Annotated in this window: 18 protein-coding genes; 12 read left to right on the forward strand and 6 right to left on the reverse strand. The window is 54.3% G+C overall.

The window, feature by feature from the left end; translation table 11 throughout:
- Positions 1-2: 2 nt before the first annotated feature.
- Positions 3-653 carry a YceH family protein gene (locus ACOTYH_RS02180; RefSeq protein WP_062937657.1) on the reverse strand — a complete coding sequence of 217 codons (651 nt, stop codon included), beginning with the start codon at positions 651-653 and terminating at the stop codon, positions 3-5.
- Between the two features lie 9 nt (positions 654-662).
- The gene (gene rimJ / locus ACOTYH_RS02185; protein WP_003858007.1) at positions 663-1,247 is read right to left on the reverse strand and encodes a ribosomal protein S5-alanine N-acetyltransferase; all 585 of its coding nucleotides are present in this window, start codon (positions 1,245-1,247) and stop codon (positions 663-665) included.
- Positions 1,248-1,483: 236 nt separating this feature from the next.
- On the opposite strand from rimJ, the gene mdtH reads away from it, so the two are divergent.
- The 9 genes from mdtH to ACOTYH_RS02230 all read left to right on the forward strand — a co-directional run bounded on the left by mdtH (position 1,484) and on the right by ACOTYH_RS02230 (position 8,146).
- Positions 1,484-2,692: a multidrug efflux MFS transporter MdtH gene (gene mdtH, locus ACOTYH_RS02190; RefSeq protein ID WP_003858008.1), complete on the forward strand. Its 1,209-nt coding sequence runs from the start codon at positions 1,484-1,486 to the stop codon at positions 2,690-2,692.
- A gap of 99 nt (positions 2,693-2,791) precedes the next feature.
- On the forward strand, positions 2,792-3,352 hold the full coding sequence (locus ACOTYH_RS02195; RefSeq protein WP_421637529.1) for a lipoprotein: 561 nt from the start codon (positions 2,792-2,794) through the stop codon (positions 3,350-3,352).
- 128 nt (positions 3,353-3,480) lie between these two features.
- The gene (gene pyrC, locus ACOTYH_RS02200) at positions 3,481-4,527 is read left to right on the forward strand and encodes a dihydroorotase (protein ID WP_017384740.1); all 1,047 of its coding nucleotides are present in this window, start codon (positions 3,481-3,483) and stop codon (positions 4,525-4,527) included.
- 74 nt (positions 4,528-4,601) lie between these two features.
- A complete protein-coding gene (dinI, locus tag ACOTYH_RS02205) occupies positions 4,602-4,847 on the forward strand; it encodes a DNA damage-inducible protein I (RefSeq protein WP_003858011.1) in 246 nt (81 codons plus the stop codon).
- Positions 4,848-5,121: 274 nt separating this feature from the next.
- Positions 5,122-5,376 (forward strand): biofilm formation regulator BssS, encoded by a 255-nt coding sequence (bssS, locus tag ACOTYH_RS02210; RefSeq protein WP_015570838.1) that lies wholly within the window; start codon positions 5,122-5,124, stop codon positions 5,374-5,376.
- A gap of 114 nt (positions 5,377-5,490) precedes the next feature.
- Positions 5,491-6,609: an N-methyl-L-tryptophan oxidase gene (solA, locus tag ACOTYH_RS02215; RefSeq protein WP_045349240.1), complete on the forward strand. Its 1,119-nt coding sequence runs from the start codon at positions 5,491-5,493 to the stop codon at positions 6,607-6,609.
- Positions 6,610-6,659: 50 nt separating this feature from the next.
- The gene (locus tag ACOTYH_RS02220; protein ID WP_003858014.1) at positions 6,660-6,773 is read left to right on the forward strand and encodes a YceO family protein; all 114 of its coding nucleotides are present in this window, start codon (positions 6,660-6,662) and stop codon (positions 6,771-6,773) included.
- 226 nt (positions 6,774-6,999) lie between these two features.
- Positions 7,000-7,566, forward strand: a complete 567-nt coding sequence (locus ACOTYH_RS02225) for a cytochrome b (RefSeq protein ID WP_058689472.1) — start codon at positions 7,000-7,002, stop codon at positions 7,564-7,566.
- A 1-nt stretch (position 7,567) separates the two neighbouring features.
- Entirely contained in the window at positions 7,568-8,146 is a 579-nt protein-coding gene (locus ACOTYH_RS02230) for a YceI family protein (RefSeq protein WP_017384744.1), read from the forward strand.
- Positions 8,147-8,184: 38 nt separating this feature from the next.
- Here the strand turns inward: ACOTYH_RS02230 and ACOTYH_RS02235 are convergent, their stop codons facing one another.
- Complete coding sequence (locus ACOTYH_RS02235; protein WP_058689473.1) at positions 8,185-9,234, reverse strand: rhodanese-related sulfurtransferase; 1,050 nt, start codon at positions 9,232-9,234, stop codon at positions 8,185-8,187.
- Between the two features lie 218 nt (positions 9,235-9,452).
- Between ACOTYH_RS02235 and ACOTYH_RS02240 the strand changes: the two genes are divergently transcribed.
- From ACOTYH_RS02240 to ACOTYH_RS02250, 3 genes are all read left to right on the forward strand, one after another.
- The gene (locus ACOTYH_RS02240; RefSeq protein WP_003858019.1) at positions 9,453-10,379 is read left to right on the forward strand and encodes a Kdo(2)-lipid IV(A) acyltransferase; all 927 of its coding nucleotides are present in this window, start codon (positions 9,453-9,455) and stop codon (positions 10,377-10,379) included.
- Positions 10,380-10,520: 141 nt separating this feature from the next.
- Positions 10,521-11,756, forward strand: coding sequence for a multidrug efflux MFS transporter MdtG (mdtG, locus tag ACOTYH_RS02245; RefSeq protein WP_058689474.1), 1,236 nt, complete (start codon positions 10,521-10,523; stop codon positions 11,754-11,756).
- A 79-nt stretch (positions 11,757-11,835) separates the two neighbouring features.
- Positions 11,836-12,210 carry a MysB family protein gene (locus tag ACOTYH_RS02250; RefSeq protein ID WP_015570844.1) on the forward strand — a complete coding sequence of 125 codons (375 nt, stop codon included), beginning with the start codon at positions 11,836-11,838 and terminating at the stop codon, positions 12,208-12,210.
- Positions 12,211-12,217: 7 nt separating this feature from the next.
- Here ACOTYH_RS02250 and ACOTYH_RS02255 read toward each other — a convergent pair whose 3' ends face one another.
- The 3 genes from ACOTYH_RS02255 to mdoG form a co-directional block, all read right to left on the reverse strand.
- Positions 12,218-12,445, reverse strand: coding sequence for a YceK/YidQ family lipoprotein (locus tag ACOTYH_RS02255; RefSeq protein ID WP_003858030.1), 228 nt, complete (start codon positions 12,443-12,445; stop codon positions 12,218-12,220).
- An 84-nt stretch (positions 12,446-12,529) separates the two neighbouring features.
- Positions 12,530-15,058, reverse strand: a complete 2,529-nt coding sequence (gene mdoH, locus ACOTYH_RS02260) for a glucans biosynthesis glucosyltransferase MdoH (protein ID WP_003858032.1) — start codon at positions 15,056-15,058, stop codon at positions 12,530-12,532.
- Positions 15,051-16,604, reverse strand: a complete 1,554-nt coding sequence (gene mdoG / locus ACOTYH_RS02265; protein WP_421637530.1) for a glucans biosynthesis protein MdoG — start codon at positions 16,602-16,604, stop codon at positions 15,051-15,053. Before mdoG ends, mdoH begins: the two co-directional genes overlap by 8 nt.
- Positions 16,605-16,716 lie beyond the last annotated feature (112 nt).

Here is a 16,716-nt window from a genome sequence, read left to right on the forward strand (position 1 = left end):
GATTAATCTCCCAGATGTGCGAGTAACGCATCCAGACGCTGCTTCAGCCCGGCAACCTCGTCTTCCAGGGCTGCCACGCGCGCGGTCAGGCTGTCGTTTGATGCTGGCGTGTCGGATTCTACGACCAGCGCAGAGGGCTCAACGTCGCCGCTAAACAGGTGCATGTAGCGGCTTTCACGCTTGCCCGGCTCGCGGGGCAGACGCACCACGTAAGGACCGTCCTCGCGTGAGGCTAATCGCTCCAGCGTCTGTTCAACGTCCTGCATATCCTGAAACTCATGCATGCGGGAGGCGCGTGTGCGCAGTTCACCCGGCGTCTGCGCCCCGCGCAGCAGCAGCGTGGTGATCACTGCCACTTCCGCGGCACTGAGTTTTAAATCACCAAATTCGGAATTACAAAAGCGCTGTTCATATTTAGTGACGCGATTACCGAAGCCGCTGACGGTGCGCAGGTAGTGGCGCTTCACCAGCTCGTCAAGGGTATCCTGCACCTCGTGCTCGCCAAGGTTCATCACCGGCTCACGGTTCGTCTTCTGGTTGCAGGCCATCGTGACGGCATTCACGGACAGAGGATACTGTTCCGGCGTGGTGACCTGCTTTTCCAGAAGGCAGCCGACCACGCGCGCTTCGGCGCCATTTAACTGATATTTCATTTTTTCTCCTTAACGACCCGCGGTCCACTCCTGCGTGGTGAGCGCGGTGAGCACATGGTCCCGCCACTCGCCGTCAATCAGCAGATAATCTTTGGCATAGCCCTCTTTCTCAAACCCCAGGCGGGCCAGCAGATCGCCGCTGCGCTTATTGTGCGGCATGTAGTTGGCCATAATGCGATGGATATGTTGCGTGCGCTGCATGTAGCGAATCGCCGCCGTCAGCGCCTCAAACATGAGCCCCTGCCCCTGCCATTTCTGACCGATGGAATACCCGAGGTAACAGGCGTGAAACGACCCGCGTACCACGTTTGAAAAATTGGCAATGCCAACGATCTCTTTCTCTTCCGGATCGAGAAGCGCGAAATAAAACGCACTTCCCTGTTTATGAAATTCCGCAATCATACTGAGGCGCGCCTGCCAGCCAGAGGGGTAGCAGTGGCTCTCGTCCCGAACGGGTTCCCAGGGTTTTAAAAACTGGCGATTCTCGGCGTAATAATCCGCCAGACGCCAGGCATCACGCTCATGCACCAGACGAACGACCAGCCTGTCCGTCGTCAGACGCACTTTTGGCACATTACTGCGATAGCCAAACATCGTTACCACTCCTTCCCGTCGCTTCTGCTCTGCCTGTTAGCTTTACTATACCTGCGCCTGTGCCTTCTGTGAAAACAGTGACATACCATTTTGATCGCTTTTCACATTTTTCGATGAGAACTCTCTATCAAAGCACCTTTTTGATAAAAAAATATTGTCGCCAGCGGGTATGGGAAAAAGCCCGGCGACACCGCAGAATGTTAGCGTGCTCATCTTTTATTTTCCCTGGAGGGGAAATGTCCCGCGTATCACAGGCCAGGAGCCTGGGTAAATATTTCCTGCTCGTCGATAACATGCTGGTCGTGCTCGGCTTTTTTGTCGTTTTTCCGCTTATATCGATTCGTTTTGTCGATCAAATGGGCTGGGCGGCATTGATGGTCGGGATCGCGCTGGGTCTACGCCAGTTTGTACAACAGGGTCTGGGCGTGTTTGGCGGCGCAATAGCCGACCGCTTCGGCGCGAAACCGATGATCGTCACCGGCATGCTGTTACGTGCGGCGGGATTCGCCACCATGGCAATCGCTCATGAACCCTGGCTGCTGTGGTTCTCCTGTTTCCTTTCCGGGATTGGCGGCACCCTTTTCGACCCACCGCGTACCGCGCTGGTGGTTAAGCTTATCCGTCCGCAACACCGGGGGCGCTTCTTCTCCATTTTGATGATGCAGGACAGCGCTGGCGCGGTGGTGGGCGCCCTGCTGGGAAGCTGGCTGCTGCAATACGATTTCCGCCTGGTCTGCGCCACCGGCGCGGTGTTGTTTATTCTCTGCGCGCTGTTTAACGGTCTGTTTCTGCCCGCGTGGAAGCTGTCGACGGTGAAGGCGCCTGTGCGGGAAGGGCTTGACCGCGTGCTGAGCGATAAACGCTTCGTCACCTATGTGTTAACCCTGACCGGCTACTACATGCTCGCCGTGCAGGTCATGCTGATGCTGCCCATTATGGTTAACGATATTGCCGGCACGCCGGCAGCGGTGAAATGGATGTATGCCATTGAGGCCTGCCTCTCTCTGACGCTGCTCTATCCGATTGCCCGCTGGAGCGAGCGCCGTTTCCGGCTTGAGCACCGTCTGATGGCCGGGCTGTTGCTGATGACGCTGAGCATGATGCCCATCGGCCTGGTGAGTTCGCTTCAGCAACTGTTTATGCTGATCTGCACCTTCTATATTGGCTCAATCATTGCCGAGCCAGCCCGTGAAACGCTGAGCGCGTCACTTGCCGACGCCCGGGCCCGAGGCAGCTACATGGGCTTCAGCCGTCTCGGGCTGGCGCTTGGCGGCGCACTGGGTTACACCGGTGGTGGCTGGCTGTTTGATGCCGGAAAAGCGCTCCATCAGCCGGAGCTGCCGTGGGTCATGCTCGGCATGGTCGGCTTTATGACGCTGATTGCCCTCTGGTGGCAGTTCAGTGATAAACGCAGCACCCGCGGGATGCTGGAGCCTGGCGCCTGACCCTCTTTCACTATCAGTTTTTTCTGCTGGTTTCTGTTGGATCACCCTGACATACTGGCGTATCAGGACAGATGCGCCGATTTTATGTTGAGGAACGCCATGAAAAAGATCGTTATTGCCGCTGCGTTAATTGTCAGTGGTCTGCTGGTGGGATGTAACCAGCTTACGCAGTACACCGTCAGTGAGCAGGAAATTAATCAGGCGCTGGAAAAACATAATAACTTTTCAAAAGATATCGGCGTGCCCGGCCTTGCGGATGCGCATATCGTCCTGACGAATCTCGCCAGCCAGATTGGGCGCGAGGAGCCTAACAAAGTCACCCTTTCCGGCGATGCCAGCCTCGATATGACCTCGCTCTTCGGCAATCAGAAAGCGGATATCAAGCTGAAGCTCAAGGCGCTGCCGGTCTTTAATAAAGAGAAAGGGGCCATTTTCCTGCAAGAGATGGAAATCGTCGATGCAGTTGCGACGCCGGAAAAAATGAAACCGGTGCTGCAAACGCTGATGCCGTATCTCAACCAGTCGTTGCAGAACTACTTTAACCAACAGCCTGCCTATGTTCTGAGCGAAGACAAGAGCAAAGGCGAATCTCTGGCGAAAAAATATGCCAAAGGGATAGAGGTGAAACCGGGTGAAATCATCATTCCTTTCACCGACTAAACACTCCGGGCGCTCAGGCGCCCGTTTTTTTTAACGGAATAGTGTGCAAACGAAAACGTTTCCGCTTATGATTTGTGTCCGGCAAAAACAGCCCTCTTATGACTGATCTCTTTCAAGCCGGAGCTTCCATGACTGTACAATCCCAGGTTCTCAAAATCCGCCGCCCAGACGACTGGCATATCCATCTTCGTGATGGCGACATGCTGAAAACCGTCGTGCCGTATACCAGCGAAATTTATGGCCGTGCGATTGTTATGCCTAACCTGGTTCCGCCAGTCACTACCGTCGAGGCCGCGATTGCCTATCGCCAGCGTATCCTTGACGCCGTTCCGGCCGGACACGATTTTACCCCATTGATGACCTGCTACCTGACGGACTCGCTGGATCCGAATGAAGTTGAGCGCGGGTTTAACGAAGGTGTATTCACCGCCGCGAAGCTCTACCCGGCGAATGCCACCACCAACTCCAGCCATGGGGTGACCAGCATTGACGCCATCATGCCCGTTCTGGAGCGTATGCAAAAACTGGGCATGCCGCTGCTGGTGCACGGGGAAGTGACCCACGCTGACATTGATATTTTCGATCGCGAAGCACGTTTTATCGAAACGGTCATGGAGCCGCTGCGCCAGCGTCTTCCGGGGCTGAAAGTGGTGTTTGAACACATTACGACTAAAGATGCCGCAGAGTATGTCCGGGATGGAAACGAGCTGATTGCCGCCACCATCACCCCTCAGCACCTGATGTTTAACCGTAACCACATGCTGGTGGGCGGCGTTCGCCCACATCTGTATTGTCTGCCGATCCTCAAGCGCAACATCCACCAGCAGGCGCTACGTGAGCTGGTCGCCAGCGGCTTCCCGCGCGCGTTCCTCGGCACGGATTCCGCCCCGCATGCCCGTCACCGTAAAGAGGCGAGCTGCGGCTGTGCAGGCTGTTTTAACGCCCCGACCGCCCTGGCAAGTTACGCAACCGTGTTTGAAGAGATGAATGCGTTAGACCATTTCGAAGCCTTCTGCTCCCTTAACGGCCCGCGTTTCTACGGTCTGCCGGTTAATGACACGTTCATTGAGCTGGAGCGCAAAGAAAGCCAGGTTGAAGCGTCGATTGCGCTCACCGACGATACGCTGATCCCCTTCCTGGCCGGTGAAACCGTAAACTGGACGGTAAAACGCTAAAAAAATCGCGCCCCCTGTTGTCAAACCGACAATATAACTGTATAAATAAACAGTATATTACACAGGGGGCATTTATGCGTATCGAAGTCACCATAGCCAAATCCACCGTCCTGCCTGCTGGCGCACTCGACGCTCTGGCGGGTGAACTATCCCGACGTATTAACAGCACTTTTCCTGAAAACGATGGCGCCGTAACGGTACGTTATGCGACAGCAAACCATCTTTCCGTCATCGGCGGCGCGAAAGAAGACAAAGAACGCATCAGCGAAATTTTGCAGGAAACATGGGAAAGCGCCGACGACTGGTTCATCACTGATTAAAATTTGCTCCCTCATTGTGTTTTTTTGCCGGGTCGCCCCGGCTTTTTTTCGTTTCGTCTCCTGAAAGTTCAAAATATTTCAGCATCTTCTTAGAAAATCGTGAATAAGATGGCGTTTTATTGTTCGAACAATCCTAAAAAGCATAAAAATGTGTTGCTACCCGTTTATTTTTTCCTTCTGAACCCTTATTAATTGATATACTGAAATTGCTTTCAGAAAAACATGCATTGAACCTCAAAGTCGTTGTCTTCTAACACGCATTAAGGGGGTTATAATGGAAAAGAATAGTGAAGTCATCCAGACCCATCCGCTTGTTGGCTGGGATATCAGCACCGTAGACAGCTACGATGCGCTGATGCTGCGTTTGCACTACCAGACCCCAAATCAGCAAAACCGTGATGAAGCGGAAGTTGGACAGACGCTGTGGCTTACAACAGACGTCGCCCGTCAGTTTATCTCTATTTTAGAAGCAGGCATCGCAAAAATAGAATCTGGCGACTATCAGGAAAATGAGTATAAACGGCATTGACCTTATGCCCCTTTTCACTCAACAGGCACCCTCGCGGTGCCTTATTTATTTCGCTCTTGTATAAGCCCACTTAGTTAATTACTCTGCTAACAAAGCGTTAGTAAAGAGAAGCCTATGAAATACGATTTAATCATTATCGGAAGCGGCTCCGTAGGATCTGCCGCCGGTTATTACGCCACGCAGGCGGGTCTGAAAGTGCTGATGATTGACGCCCACCTTCCCCCCCACTCTGAAGGAAGCCATCACGGCGATACCCGTCTGATCCGTCACGCTTACGGTGAAGGTGAACGTTATGTACCGCTGGTGCTTCGGGCTCAGACGCTGTGGGATGAGCTGACCGCCCTCACCGAAGATCGCATTTTTGAGCGCACCGGGGTCGTTAACCTGGGGCCAGCCAGCTCCACGTTTCTGGCGACCGTCGAGGAGAGCGCGAAAGCCTACCGCCTGGACGTCGAGCGTCTGGATGCAAACGGCATCATGGCGCGCTGGCCGGAAATTTCTGTTCCTGAAGACTACATTGGATTGTTTGAAGCCAATTCCGGGGTACTGCACAGCGAAACGGCCATTAAGACCTGGATTGATCTCGCCGCCAAAGCGGGCTGCGCGCAGTTGTTCAACTGTCCGGTCACGGGCATCACCCACCATGCAGAGGGTTCAACCGTCACCACCTCTGAAGGTGAATATACCGCCACGCGTCTGCTGGTGAGTGCGGGAACGTGGGTGACGAAACTGCTGCCGGACCTACCCATCCAGCCGGTGCGAAAAGTCTTCTCCTGGTTCCAGTCTGACGGGCGTTACAGCAGCCAGAACAAATTCCCGGCGTTTACAGGCGAGTTACCCAATGGCGACCAGTTCTACGGTTTCCCCTCGGAAAAAGACGCGCTCAAGATTGGCAAACATAACGGCGGACAGGTAATTTCCTCTGCGGAAGAACGCAAGCCTTACGGTGCTTATCCGCAGGATGGTTCCGAAGCCTTCACGTTCCTGCGTAATATCCTGCCGGGCGTAGGCGGGTTGCTTTACGGCGCAGCGTGCACCTACGACAACACCCCGGATGAAGATTTTATCATCGACACCCTTCCGGGACACGATAACACCCTGCTCGTAACCGGACTCAGCGGTCACGGGTTTAAATTTGCCTCTGTGTTAGGTGAAATCGCCGCCCAGTTTGCGCAGGGGATCGCGCCTTCGTTTGATCTCAAGCCCTTCGCGCTCTCGCGCTTTGATCGATAATACCTCTACAGGCTCCGAATAACCGGGGCCTGTTTAGCGATAGAGGCATGATGCGCAGACTGGTGAATTACCTTATCAATAACATCCGCGAGCATTTTATGCTCTACATTGTTCTTTGGTCGCTGCTGGCGATCATTGACGTTATCTATATTGTATTCTTCTGAAAATTCTCGCTGACGTTTATTGACACTCCTTTAAATTTATTTAACTTAAATTTTTTAAAAAACGTCACCTCAAATTTATTGAACGAAGCGATTGAAATACATTGCGGAAACACATTCAAATTCGCTGAAATAAATTAAATAAAAAACATTATTCATTTTTTTCAGTTGCATTATTTATTTAACCCGTCCATTTTTATTGCTCAGTCATTTGAGAACGGAAATTCATATGCAATGGCGTAACTCCTCCCGTCGCTACGGAATAATATCCATGTGTTTACACTGGCTATTTGCACTTGCCGTTTATGCCATGTTTGGTCTCGGCCTCTGGATGGTGACATTAAGCTATTATGACGGTTGGTATCATCAGGCCCCCGAATTGCACAAAAGCATTGGGGTTCTGCTGATGGTGGGTCTGGTTTTTCGCGTGATCTGGCGACATATCTCTCCGCCCCCTCCAGCGCCCAAAAGCCATGGCCGACTTACCCGCATAAGCGCTGTTGGCGCACATATCGCACTCTATGCCCTGCTGTTCGCCATTCTGATCAGCGGCTATCTCATTTCGACCGCAGACGGTAAACCGATCAGCGTGTTTGGGCTTTTTGACGTCCCAGCCACGCTGGCTGACGCCGGTTCACAGGCTGACACCGCAGGTGTGGTTCATCTGTGGCTGGCATGGAGCGTGGTGATCCTGTCTGTCCTGCATGGCCTTGCGGCCCTGAAACATCACTTTATTGATAAAGACGATACGCTGAAGCGCATGCTTGGCCGTTCGTCAGTTGACTCTGGAGCATAAAATGAAAAAACGCCTGTTGGGTATCGCATTAGGTTCGCTGCTATTTACCACCGGTTCGGCCATTGCCGCTGACTATAAAATTGATAAGGAGGGCCAGCATGCCTTTGTCAATTTCCGTATTCAGCATCTGGGTTACAGCTGGTTATATGGCACATTCAATGATTTCGATGGCACATTTACTTTCGACGAGAAAAACCCTGCTGCCGATAAAGTGAACGTCACCATTAATACCAACAGCGTCGACACTAATCACGCCGAGCGTGATAAACATCTGCGCAGCGCTGAATTTCTGAACGTGGGCAAATTCCCGCAAGCTACTTTCGCGTCGACAGAGGTGAAGAAAGACGGTGATAAGCTCGCTATTACCGGTAATCTGACGCTGAACGGCGTAACAAAACCGGTCACACTGGATGCCAAATTAATTGGACAGGGCGACGATCCGTGGGGTGGCAAACGTGCTGGCTTTGAAGCCGCAGGCAAAATTCATCTGAAAGATTTTAATATCACCACGGATTTAGGCCCGGCATCGCAGGATGTTGAGTTGATTATTTCGGTGGAAGGCGTTCAGCAGAAGTCATAAAACAGGCCCGGCAGGCTTTCGCGCCGCCGGGCAGTGTTTTACTCCGGGTCCGGAATACCCAGTTTGGTATTCAGTCGGCCCCGGGATTTATTAAAGATCTTATTCCCGTTCTCGCGTCCGGCACGGCGACGACGTTGCTCTTCTTCAGGCAAGATACTCTCTTCACTGCACAGCTCGCTACAGCAGCCATTAAACTTCTCGGCACATGCAGGGCACTGAATAAACAGCAGATGACATCCGTCGTTTTTGCAGTTGGTATGCGTATCGCACGGCGTACCGCACTGGTGGCAGTGCGCGATCACGTCCTCTGAAATTCGCTCGCCCATACGCTCGTCAAACACAAAGTTCTTACCGATAAAACGCACCGGTAAACCCTGCTCACGGGCGCGACGGGCATACTCAATGATCCCACCCTCAATGTGCCAGACTTTATTAAACCCGTTGTGCTTCATCCAGGCGCTGGCTTTTTCACAGCGGATCCCCCCGGTGCAGTACATAACGATCTTTTTGTCTTTATGCTCCTGCATCATCTCAACGGCTTTTGGCAGTTGCTCGCGGAAGGTGTCGGCAGGAATTTCCATCGCATTCTCGAAGTGCCCCACTTCATATTCGTAGTGGTTACGCATATCAATGAACACCGCATCCGGATCGTCGAGCATCGCGTTCACTTCAGCGGCCTTGAGGTACTCCCCCACATTAGCAGCATTGAAGCTCGGATCGTCAATGCCATCCGCCACAATACGCTCGCGCACCTTCATGCGCAGCACCCAGAATGATTTACCGTCATCATCCAGCGCAATGTTCAGGCGTACGCCGTTAAGCGCCGGATCAAACCCGTAAAGGAGGTCGCGGAAAGCACTGACCTTGATTTCCGGCACGCTGATCTGCGCGTTAATCCCCTCACGCGCCAGATAGACGCGACCAAACACGTTCAGGGCGGTAAAAGCCTGGTAAAGCGCATCGCGGGTCGCCTGGGGATCATCGATGGTGAAATACTTATAGAAAGAGATCGTTGTGCGCGGTTCGGTTTCGGCCAACATACGCGCTTTCAACATCTCATTCGAAACGCGGTTGTGTAACACTGGCATGGTGTACAAGTCCTGCAATCGTTGAGAATTAAAAATCGGTCGGCATGATATAGCAAACAAAGACAATTTACATCCACACAATTTACGCTACATTTCAGTCAACCTGATTAATCAGACTTAACATTTGCATATTCTTTCATGTTTCGATGACAGACATTTTGGCTATGCCTTAAAAAATGAGACAATATCCTTTCAGGACGTTAGAACACAGGACAGACATGACCCAGTTACCGAAATTTACTGCCGCGCTTTTGCATCCCCGCTATTGGTTAACATGGTCAGGCATTGGCTTGTTGTGGCTAATTGTACAGTTGCCTTATCCCGTCATTTTCCGCATGGGTAAAGGACTGGGCCGCATTGCTCAGCAGTTTATGAAGCGTCGCGCCAGGATCGCGTATCGTAACCTTGAGCTTTGTTTTCCTCAGATGAGTGAATCTGAGCGCCACGACATGGTGGTTAAAAACTTCGAATCTGTCGGCATGGGGCTGATGGAGACCGGTATGGCCTGGTTCTGGTCGGATAAACGCATGGCGCGCTGGACGGAAGTGGCCGGGACCGGCATGGAGCCGGTGCATACTCTTCAGGCCAACCAGACTGGCGTCCTGCTGATTGGCGTTCATTTCCTGACGCTCGAAATTGGCGCGCGCATGTTCGGCATGCAGGCCCCGGGTATTGGCGTTTATCGTCCTAACGATAATCCGGTGATCGATTTGATCCAGACCAACGGACGCATGCGCTCCAATAAAAGCATGATCGATCGCAAAGACCTGAAAGGGATGATCCGCGCCCTGAAATCAGGTGAAGTGGTCTGGTATGCCCCGGATCATGACTATGGCCCGCAATCCAGCGTGTTTGTCCCGTTCTTTGCGGTGGAAGATGCAGCGACGACCACCGGGACCTGGATGCTGGCGCGGATGTCCAAAGCGGCTATCGTGCCGTTTGTGCCGCGCCGTAAACCAGACGGTTCAGGCTATCAGCTCATCATGCTGGAGCCGGAACTCGCGCCACCGCTGATTGATGCAGAAACCACCGCGCGCTGGATGAACGGCGTTGTCGAGAAATGCATTATGCTCGCCCCGGAGCAGTACATGTGGCTGCATCGCCGCTTTAAAACTCGGCCTCAGGGCGTCCCTTCCCGGTATTAACCTGCGTGCGGCCTTCCGGGCCGCATGTTGTTTTAGCTTTAAAAGCTCCCCGTCATTGCGGCAATCATACCCCGGGCGCATAATTAGCAGGCTTATTACCTCACTGTTCACGGTACCCTGCACCTCATTATGCGGATAGTTATGTCCCCCACAGATGCTCCCATAAACTGGAAACGTAACCTGACGGTTGCGTGGCTGGGTTGTTTTCTTACTGGCGCCGCCTTTAGCCTGGTGATGCCCTTCCTGCCCCTCTACGTTGAACAGCTCGGCGTCACCGGACATAGCGCCCTGAATATGTGGTCCGGCCTGGTGTTCAGCATTACGTTCCTGTTCTCCGCCATTGCGTCGCCTTTCTGGGGTGGGCTGGCGGATCGCAAAGGCCGCAAAATTATGCTGCTGCGCTCCGCGCTCGGCATGGCGATCATTATGCTGCTGATGGGGGTGGCGCAGAATGTCTGGCAGTTCCTGATACTACGCGCGCTTCTGGGCCTGCTCGGGGGATTTATCCCTAACGCCAACGCCCTGATCGCCACCCAAATCCCGCGCCAGAAAAGCGGCTGGGCGTTGGGCACGCTATCCACTGGCGGCGTAAGCGGCGCACTGCTGGGCCCACTGGCGGGCGGGCTGCTGGCCGACCACTACGGACTGCGGCCGGTATTCTTCATTACCGCCAGCGTGCTGTTCCTCTGCTTCCTGGTGACGCTTATCTGTATCCGCGAGAATTTCACGCCCGTGGCCAAAAAAGAGATGCTGCACGCCCGGGATGTGCTGGCCTCGCTGAAAAACCGAAAGCTGGTGCTGAGCCTGTTTGTAACCACCATGATTATCCAGGTGGCCACCGGTTCAATCGCGCCTATACTGACGCTCTACGTACGCGACCTGGCGGGAAACGTCAGCAATATCGCCTTTATCAGCGGCCTAATCGCCTCTGTTCCCGGCGTGGCGGCGCTACTGAGCGCGCCGAGGCTCGGCAAGCTGGGAGACCGTATCGGCCCGGAAAAGATCCTGATCTGCGCCCTGATCGTCTCCGTCCTGCTGCTGATCCCCATGGCGTTGGTGCAGTCTCCGTGGCAGCTCGGCGTCCTGCGCTTCCTGCTGGGGGCTGCGGATGGTGCGCTACTCCCGGCTGTACAGACGCTGCTGGTCTATAACTCCACCAACCAGATAGCCGGTCGTATTTTCAGTTATAACCAGTCGTTTCGCGATCTGGGTAACGTCACCGGACCGCTGGTTGGCGCGGGGATTTCGGCCAGCTTCGGTTTCCGGGCGGTCTTTATCGTGACGGCAGGCGTCGTGCTGTTCAACGCCGTTTATTCGTGGCTCAGCTTATCCCGGGCGCTACGCCCGGCGCGAATAAGACCACATCGTGACGGCTAATTTTCGCATTCATACTTGCAAAATCACATAATCAGCTATTCTTTCCCTGAATACCTTCACGAAAAACAGGGAGACACCAATGACCATGTACGCCACGCTGGAAGAAGCAATTGATGCCGCTCGCGAAGAGTTCCTCGCCGATAATCCCGGCGTTGAGGAAGAAGATGCTGACGTGCAACAACTCAATATCCAAAAATACGTCCTACAGGACGGCGATATTATGTGGCAGGCCGAATTCTTTGCTGATGAAGGTGAAGATGGTGAATGTCTGCCGATACTGAGTGGTGAAGGTGCGCAGGCGGTATTCGACGGCGACTATGACGAAATTGAGTTACGTCAGGAGTGGCTGGAAGAAAATACGCTGCACGAATGGGACGAAGGTGAGTTTCAGCTCGAACCGCCGCTGGATACCGAAGAGGGTCAGGCCGCAGCGGACGAATGGGACGAGCGATAAGTCACCGCTACTCGTAGGGGCCGTGGCTGGCATCGATGGGCAGCAGTAGCGTGTCGAAAATCAGCGAAAACGGCAGATCGAGCACGGTGAGATAGCGCCATGCGGAATCACGGACATCCCACTGTACGCCGGGGTAGTACTGATTCCCGTGGCCCTGCCCGGGGATGGTGCGGCTGATAATGCTGCCGCAACCGCTGAGCAGGCATGCCATCATGACGACAATGATTACTTTCATTTCTGACCTCTAAAAAAATACCGGCGATTAAGCCGGTATTTTATTTGGCGGGTGGCGCTTCGCTTACCCGCCCTACTTAACAACTTACTTCGCCTTCAGGGCCAGCGGATTGAGCTTCACGTCCTTGTAGTAGTTCACCCACGAAGAGTATCTCTCCGGAGAGGACCACACGCGGTAGTGAAGCCGTGCCATCGTCACCGGATCGCTCAACAGCACCAGACGACGGTCGCGGTTAAGCTTTTCTGGCGTCTCGTTCAGCGCCTGCTCAACGTGGCGATCGCGGGCGATCTCCAGCACCTGGCTGGCGCGGTGACGCGCTGTCGCCATCGCGGTTGCCAGCGCGTTGAATGACGGGTTAAACACGGCATGCATAAAGCCATCATCCAGCGTGCGTTTGCGGTTCTGCTCCAGATAGGTATCGGTATCCACCAGCACCTGCGGCGGAGAATACTCTTCCGGGATCAGGAACAGCTTCCAGCGTTTGGTACGCAGGCCCACCGTGGAACGGCTGGAGATCACCGACACAAACGGCGACAGGATCAGCGAGAAGACGATTGGCGCCAGCCAGAACAGGAAACGCAGATCCAGCCAGGCCATACCAACGGCCCACACCAGGCCCAGCAGCAGCTGAGAGCCGTGGCGCATAAAGGCTTCACTCCACGGCGTAGAGTCATCGTCACGCTGCGGTGAATTCCACACCACTTCCCATCCCAGAAACGCGCTCACCACAAACACCGTATGGAACAGCATACGCACCGGCGCCAGCAGGACCGAGAACAGCACTTCCAGCAGCAGTGAAAGGGTCACGCGGCAGAAACCACCGTACTCCTTCGAACCTTTGCACCAGATCAGAATGATACTGAGCAGCTTCGGCAGGAACAGCAGCACCATGGTCGACGCGAACAGCGCGATCGCCAGCTCCGGACGCCACTGCGGCCACACCGGGAACAGCTGGCGCGGTTGCAGGAAATACTGCGGCTCCGTCAGGGCATGCACAACCTGCAACGCGGTTGAGAGCGCCAGGAACATAAACCACAGCGGCGCAGACAGATAGGACATAACGCCCGTCAGGAACACCGCACGGTGAACAGGGTGCATCCCTTTCACCAGGAACAGGCGGAAGTTCATCAGGTTACCGTGACACCAGCGGCGGTCGCGTTTGAGCTCATCCAGCAGGTTCGGCGGCAGCTCTTCATACGAGCCAGGCAGATCGTAGGCAATCCAGACGCCCCACCCTGCGCGACGCATCAGCGCAGCTTCCACAAAATCATGCGACAGAATGGACCCGGCAAACGACCCTTCACCCGGCAGCGGCGCCAGGGCGCAGTGCTCGATGAATGGCTTCACGCGGATAATGGCGTTGTGGCCCCAGTAGTGGGATTCACCCAACTGCCAGAAGTGCAGACCGGCAGTAAACAGCGGCCCGTAGACGCGGGTCGCAAACTGCTGGCAGCGCGCATACAGCGTGTCCATACCGGACGCTTTTGGCGAGGACTGAATAATTCCCGCGTTCGGGTTGGCTTCCATCAGACGGACCAGCCCGCTCAGGCAGTCGCCGCTCATCACGGAGTCTGCATCCAGTACCACCATGTAGCTGTACTGGTTACCCCAGCGACGACAGAAGTCATCGATGTTTCCGCTCTTACGCTTAACACGACGACGACGACGACGGTAGAAGATCTGCCCTTCGCCCTGCACCTCGGCAATCAGCTCCATCCAGGCTTTTTGCTCCGCCACGCAGATATCCGGATTGTAGCTGTCGCTCAGGATATAGACGTCGAAATGCGCCGCGTTACCGGTCGCCTTCACGGACTCCCAGGTAGCACGCAGCCCGGCGAATACGCGGTCAACGTCTTCGTTACAGATAGGCATGATCAGCGCGGTACGATGCTCAGGATTGAGGGGCTCATCCCCGACCGTCGACGCGGAAATGCTGTATTTGTCACGCCCCATCAGCAGTTGCAGGAAGCCCATCAGCGCCGTCCAGAACCCGGCAGAGACCCAACAGAACAGCACCGCGAACAGCAGAAGAATGCCGCTCTGTAAAATATACGGCAGCAGCTGCATGAAGGAGACCCAGATATCCTGGCCAATCATGTCAGCAGGGTTAATCAACGCCCAGCCCTGGTACGGCAGAATGGTTTTCATGTACCAGGTGGCGACAACCGTCTGCGCCAGCGTCAGCAGCAGCAGAATGTAACGACGAATCGTTCCCACGGTACGCCATTTCTGCTCGGATGCCTGCTGTTCTTTGGTCAGACGTGACAGATAGCGCGGCGTCACGTCACGCCCACGCAGGCGATCCCAGAAGCGGCCCACCGGGTTGGTGCGCCACGGATCGGGGAACATGGAGGAACGCGTGGCCTTCGGCATCGCCTGTAGCTGGTCACGCCCTTCGTCATCCTTGATTAGCTGCCCTTCTGCCAGCGAGTCCGGCCATGCCTGCTCCAGACGTGCCTTCACTGACCCCAGCGGCGTATCATCATCACGGGAAAAGTGACGATGTTCACCATCCAGCGCGGTGTGAACCGCGCGGATGTCGCTCGCAGGGAGTGCCGCTTTTTCAATGTCCGTCAGCGGCATGGCATCAATATATTCAGATGTATTATTCATTGGCAGGTAGCTGATAGCTCCAGGTTTCACTCAGCGGCTTATCGTTACTGACCAGCGCGGCGCGCATTTCAGTGGTCTGTTTCGGATCTTTCACCTTCACGCGCAGGGTCAAACGCCACCCTTTGGTGACCGGGTTGTAACGCACGGTGTTCTCAACGATTTCACCGTTATCGCCAATGCTGGCCTGTGCCGTCACGGCAGTATCCGGGGCCAGTTTTTTCATATCCTGCCCGGTGAAGTCCACGATAAATGCCAGCGTGCCATCCGGCTGACGAATCAGGTTGGACTGCTTCACGTCACCCGTCGAACGACGCGTCTGCATCACATACGCGTTATCCGGTGCGTGCAGCTTGTCTTCGTCACGGCTGAAGGTGATCGCATACTTGAAGTTCATCTCTTTACCGGCTTCCGGCAGCTGATCCGGTGTCCAGTACGCCACAATGTTATCGTTGGTTTCATCGTTAGTTGGAATTTCAACCAGCTCAACCTTGCCTTTACCCCAGTCGCCTTTCGGCGTTACCCAGGCGCTTGGACGCAGATCGTAGCGGTCATCCAGATCTTCAAAGCGGGAGAACTGACGGCCACGTTGCAGCAGACCAAAGCCCTGCGGGTTTTCCATCGCAAAGCTGCTGACGGCGAGGTGTTTCGGGTTGTTCAGCGGACGCCAGATCCACTCGCCGTTACCCGCATGAATGGAGAGGCCATTGGAATCATGCAGTTCAGGACGGAAATTGGTCGCCGGAGAGGGCTGGTTCGGCCCGAACAGGAACATGCTGGTCAGCGGCGCGACGCCCAGTTTGCCCACTTTATCGCGCAGGTAAACTTTAGACTGTACGTCAACCACCGTGTCACGCCCTGGCATGATCACGAAGCGATAAGCGCCTGTCGCACGAGGGGAGTCCAGCAGAGCATAAATTGTCAGACGTTTGTCGGTTGGTTTTGGACGTTCGATCCAGAACTCGCGAAAACGTGGAAATTCTTCACCTGATGGCAGCGCGGTATCAATTGCCAGACCGCGCGCAGAAAGCCCGTACACCTGCCCCGCGCCAATCACGCGGAAGTAGCTGGCGCCAAGCATGCTGACGATTTCGTCGTTTTTATCTTTGCTGTTAATCGGATAAAGCACCTTGAAGCCTGCGAAGCCGAGGTCTTTTACCGTGTCTTTATCGTGTTGCACATCGCCAAAATTGAAATAATCCGGGCTGTACTTGATTTTGCGTACCGCGGTCGCCGTCACTTCGTTGATGGCAACCGGCGTGTCGAAGTACATACCCTGGTGGTAAAATTCAAGCTTGAACGGGGTTTTAATATTGTTCCAGTACGCTTTATCGTGATTGAACTGGATCTGCTGATAGTCCGCGTATTTCATGTCGCGGAAAACGGAGGGCAGGTTACTTTTTGGCGCTTCGTAGCTCTTGCCCGCCATCGATTTAGCCTGTTTTGCGACATCATCGATGTTAAAGGCCAGTGCAGATGAGGTATACAGTGACAACAGCACTGCTACACCCAACCAACGCATTTTCATCATTTGTGGTTTATGTTTCATAATAAGTAAGCACTTCCCCCTTTGTGTGCTTATATCGATCCGATCCATTTTAATGGAAACTCAGGCAATCCGACAACATTATCACTGCTTTGTTCAGCTCGCTGGCTCATGG

The sequence above is a fragment of the Enterobacter cloacae complex sp. SHL001 genome, from assembly GCF_049236825.1.
GTDB classification, from domain to species: Bacteria; Pseudomonadota; Gammaproteobacteria; order Enterobacterales; family Enterobacteriaceae; genus Enterobacter; species Enterobacter hormaechei_C.

What these genes read in the sequence shown, in the direction of transcription:
- mdoH (WP_003858032.1), bottom strand. Translation starts at nt 15,058, where the DNA reads ATGAATAATACATCTGAATATATTGATGCCATGCCGCTGACGGACATT.
- dinI (WP_003858011.1), top strand. Translation starts at nt 4,602, where the DNA reads ATGCGTATCGAAGTCACCATAGCCAAATCCACCGTCCTGCCTGCTGGC.
- ACOTYH_RS02235 (WP_058689473.1), bottom strand. Translation starts at nt 9,234, where the DNA reads ATGCCAGTGTTACACAACCGCGTTTCGAATGAGATGTTGAAAGCGCGT.
- ACOTYH_RS02220 (WP_003858014.1), top strand. Translation starts at nt 6,660, where the DNA reads ATGCGCAGACTGGTGAATTACCTTATCAATAACATCCGCGAGCATTTT.
- mdtH (WP_003858008.1), top strand. Translation starts at nt 1,484, where the DNA reads ATGTCCCGCGTATCACAGGCCAGGAGCCTGGGTAAATATTTCCTGCTC.
- ACOTYH_RS02230 (WP_017384744.1), top strand. Translation starts at nt 7,568, where the DNA reads ATGAAAAAACGCCTGTTGGGTATCGCATTAGGTTCGCTGCTATTTACC.
- solA (WP_045349240.1), top strand. Translation starts at nt 5,491, where the DNA reads ATGAAATACGATTTAATCATTATCGGAAGCGGCTCCGTAGGATCTGCC.
- ACOTYH_RS02255 (WP_003858030.1), bottom strand. Translation starts at nt 12,445, where the DNA reads ATGAAAGTAATCATTGTCGTCATGATGGCATGCCTGCTCAGCGGTTGC.
- ACOTYH_RS02250 (WP_015570844.1), top strand. Translation starts at nt 11,836, where the DNA reads ATGACCATGTACGCCACGCTGGAAGAAGCAATTGATGCCGCTCGCGAA.
- ACOTYH_RS02240 (WP_003858019.1), top strand. Translation starts at nt 9,453, where the DNA reads ATGACCCAGTTACCGAAATTTACTGCCGCGCTTTTGCATCCCCGCTAT.
- mdoG (WP_421637530.1), bottom strand. Translation starts at nt 16,604, where the DNA reads ATGAAACATAAACCACAAATGATGAAAATGCGTTGGTTGGGTGTAGCA.
- ACOTYH_RS02195 (WP_421637529.1), top strand. Translation starts at nt 2,792, where the DNA reads ATGAAAAAGATCGTTATTGCCGCTGCGTTAATTGTCAGTGGTCTGCTG.
- bssS (WP_015570838.1), top strand. Translation starts at nt 5,122, where the DNA reads ATGGAAAAGAATAGTGAAGTCATCCAGACCCATCCGCTTGTTGGCTGG.
- ACOTYH_RS02225 (WP_058689472.1), top strand. Translation starts at nt 7,000, where the DNA reads ATGCAATGGCGTAACTCCTCCCGTCGCTACGGAATAATATCCATGTGT.
- rimJ (WP_003858007.1), bottom strand. Translation starts at nt 1,247, where the DNA reads ATGTTTGGCTATCGCAGTAATGTGCCAAAAGTGCGTCTGACGACGGAC.
- pyrC (WP_017384740.1), top strand. Translation starts at nt 3,481, where the DNA reads ATGACTGTACAATCCCAGGTTCTCAAAATCCGCCGCCCAGACGACTGG.
- mdtG (WP_058689474.1), top strand. Translation starts at nt 10,521, where the DNA reads ATGTCCCCCACAGATGCTCCCATAAACTGGAAACGTAACCTGACGGTT.
- ACOTYH_RS02180 (WP_062937657.1), bottom strand. Translation starts at nt 653, where the DNA reads ATGAAATATCAGTTAAATGGCGCCGAAGCGCGCGTGGTCGGCTGCCTT.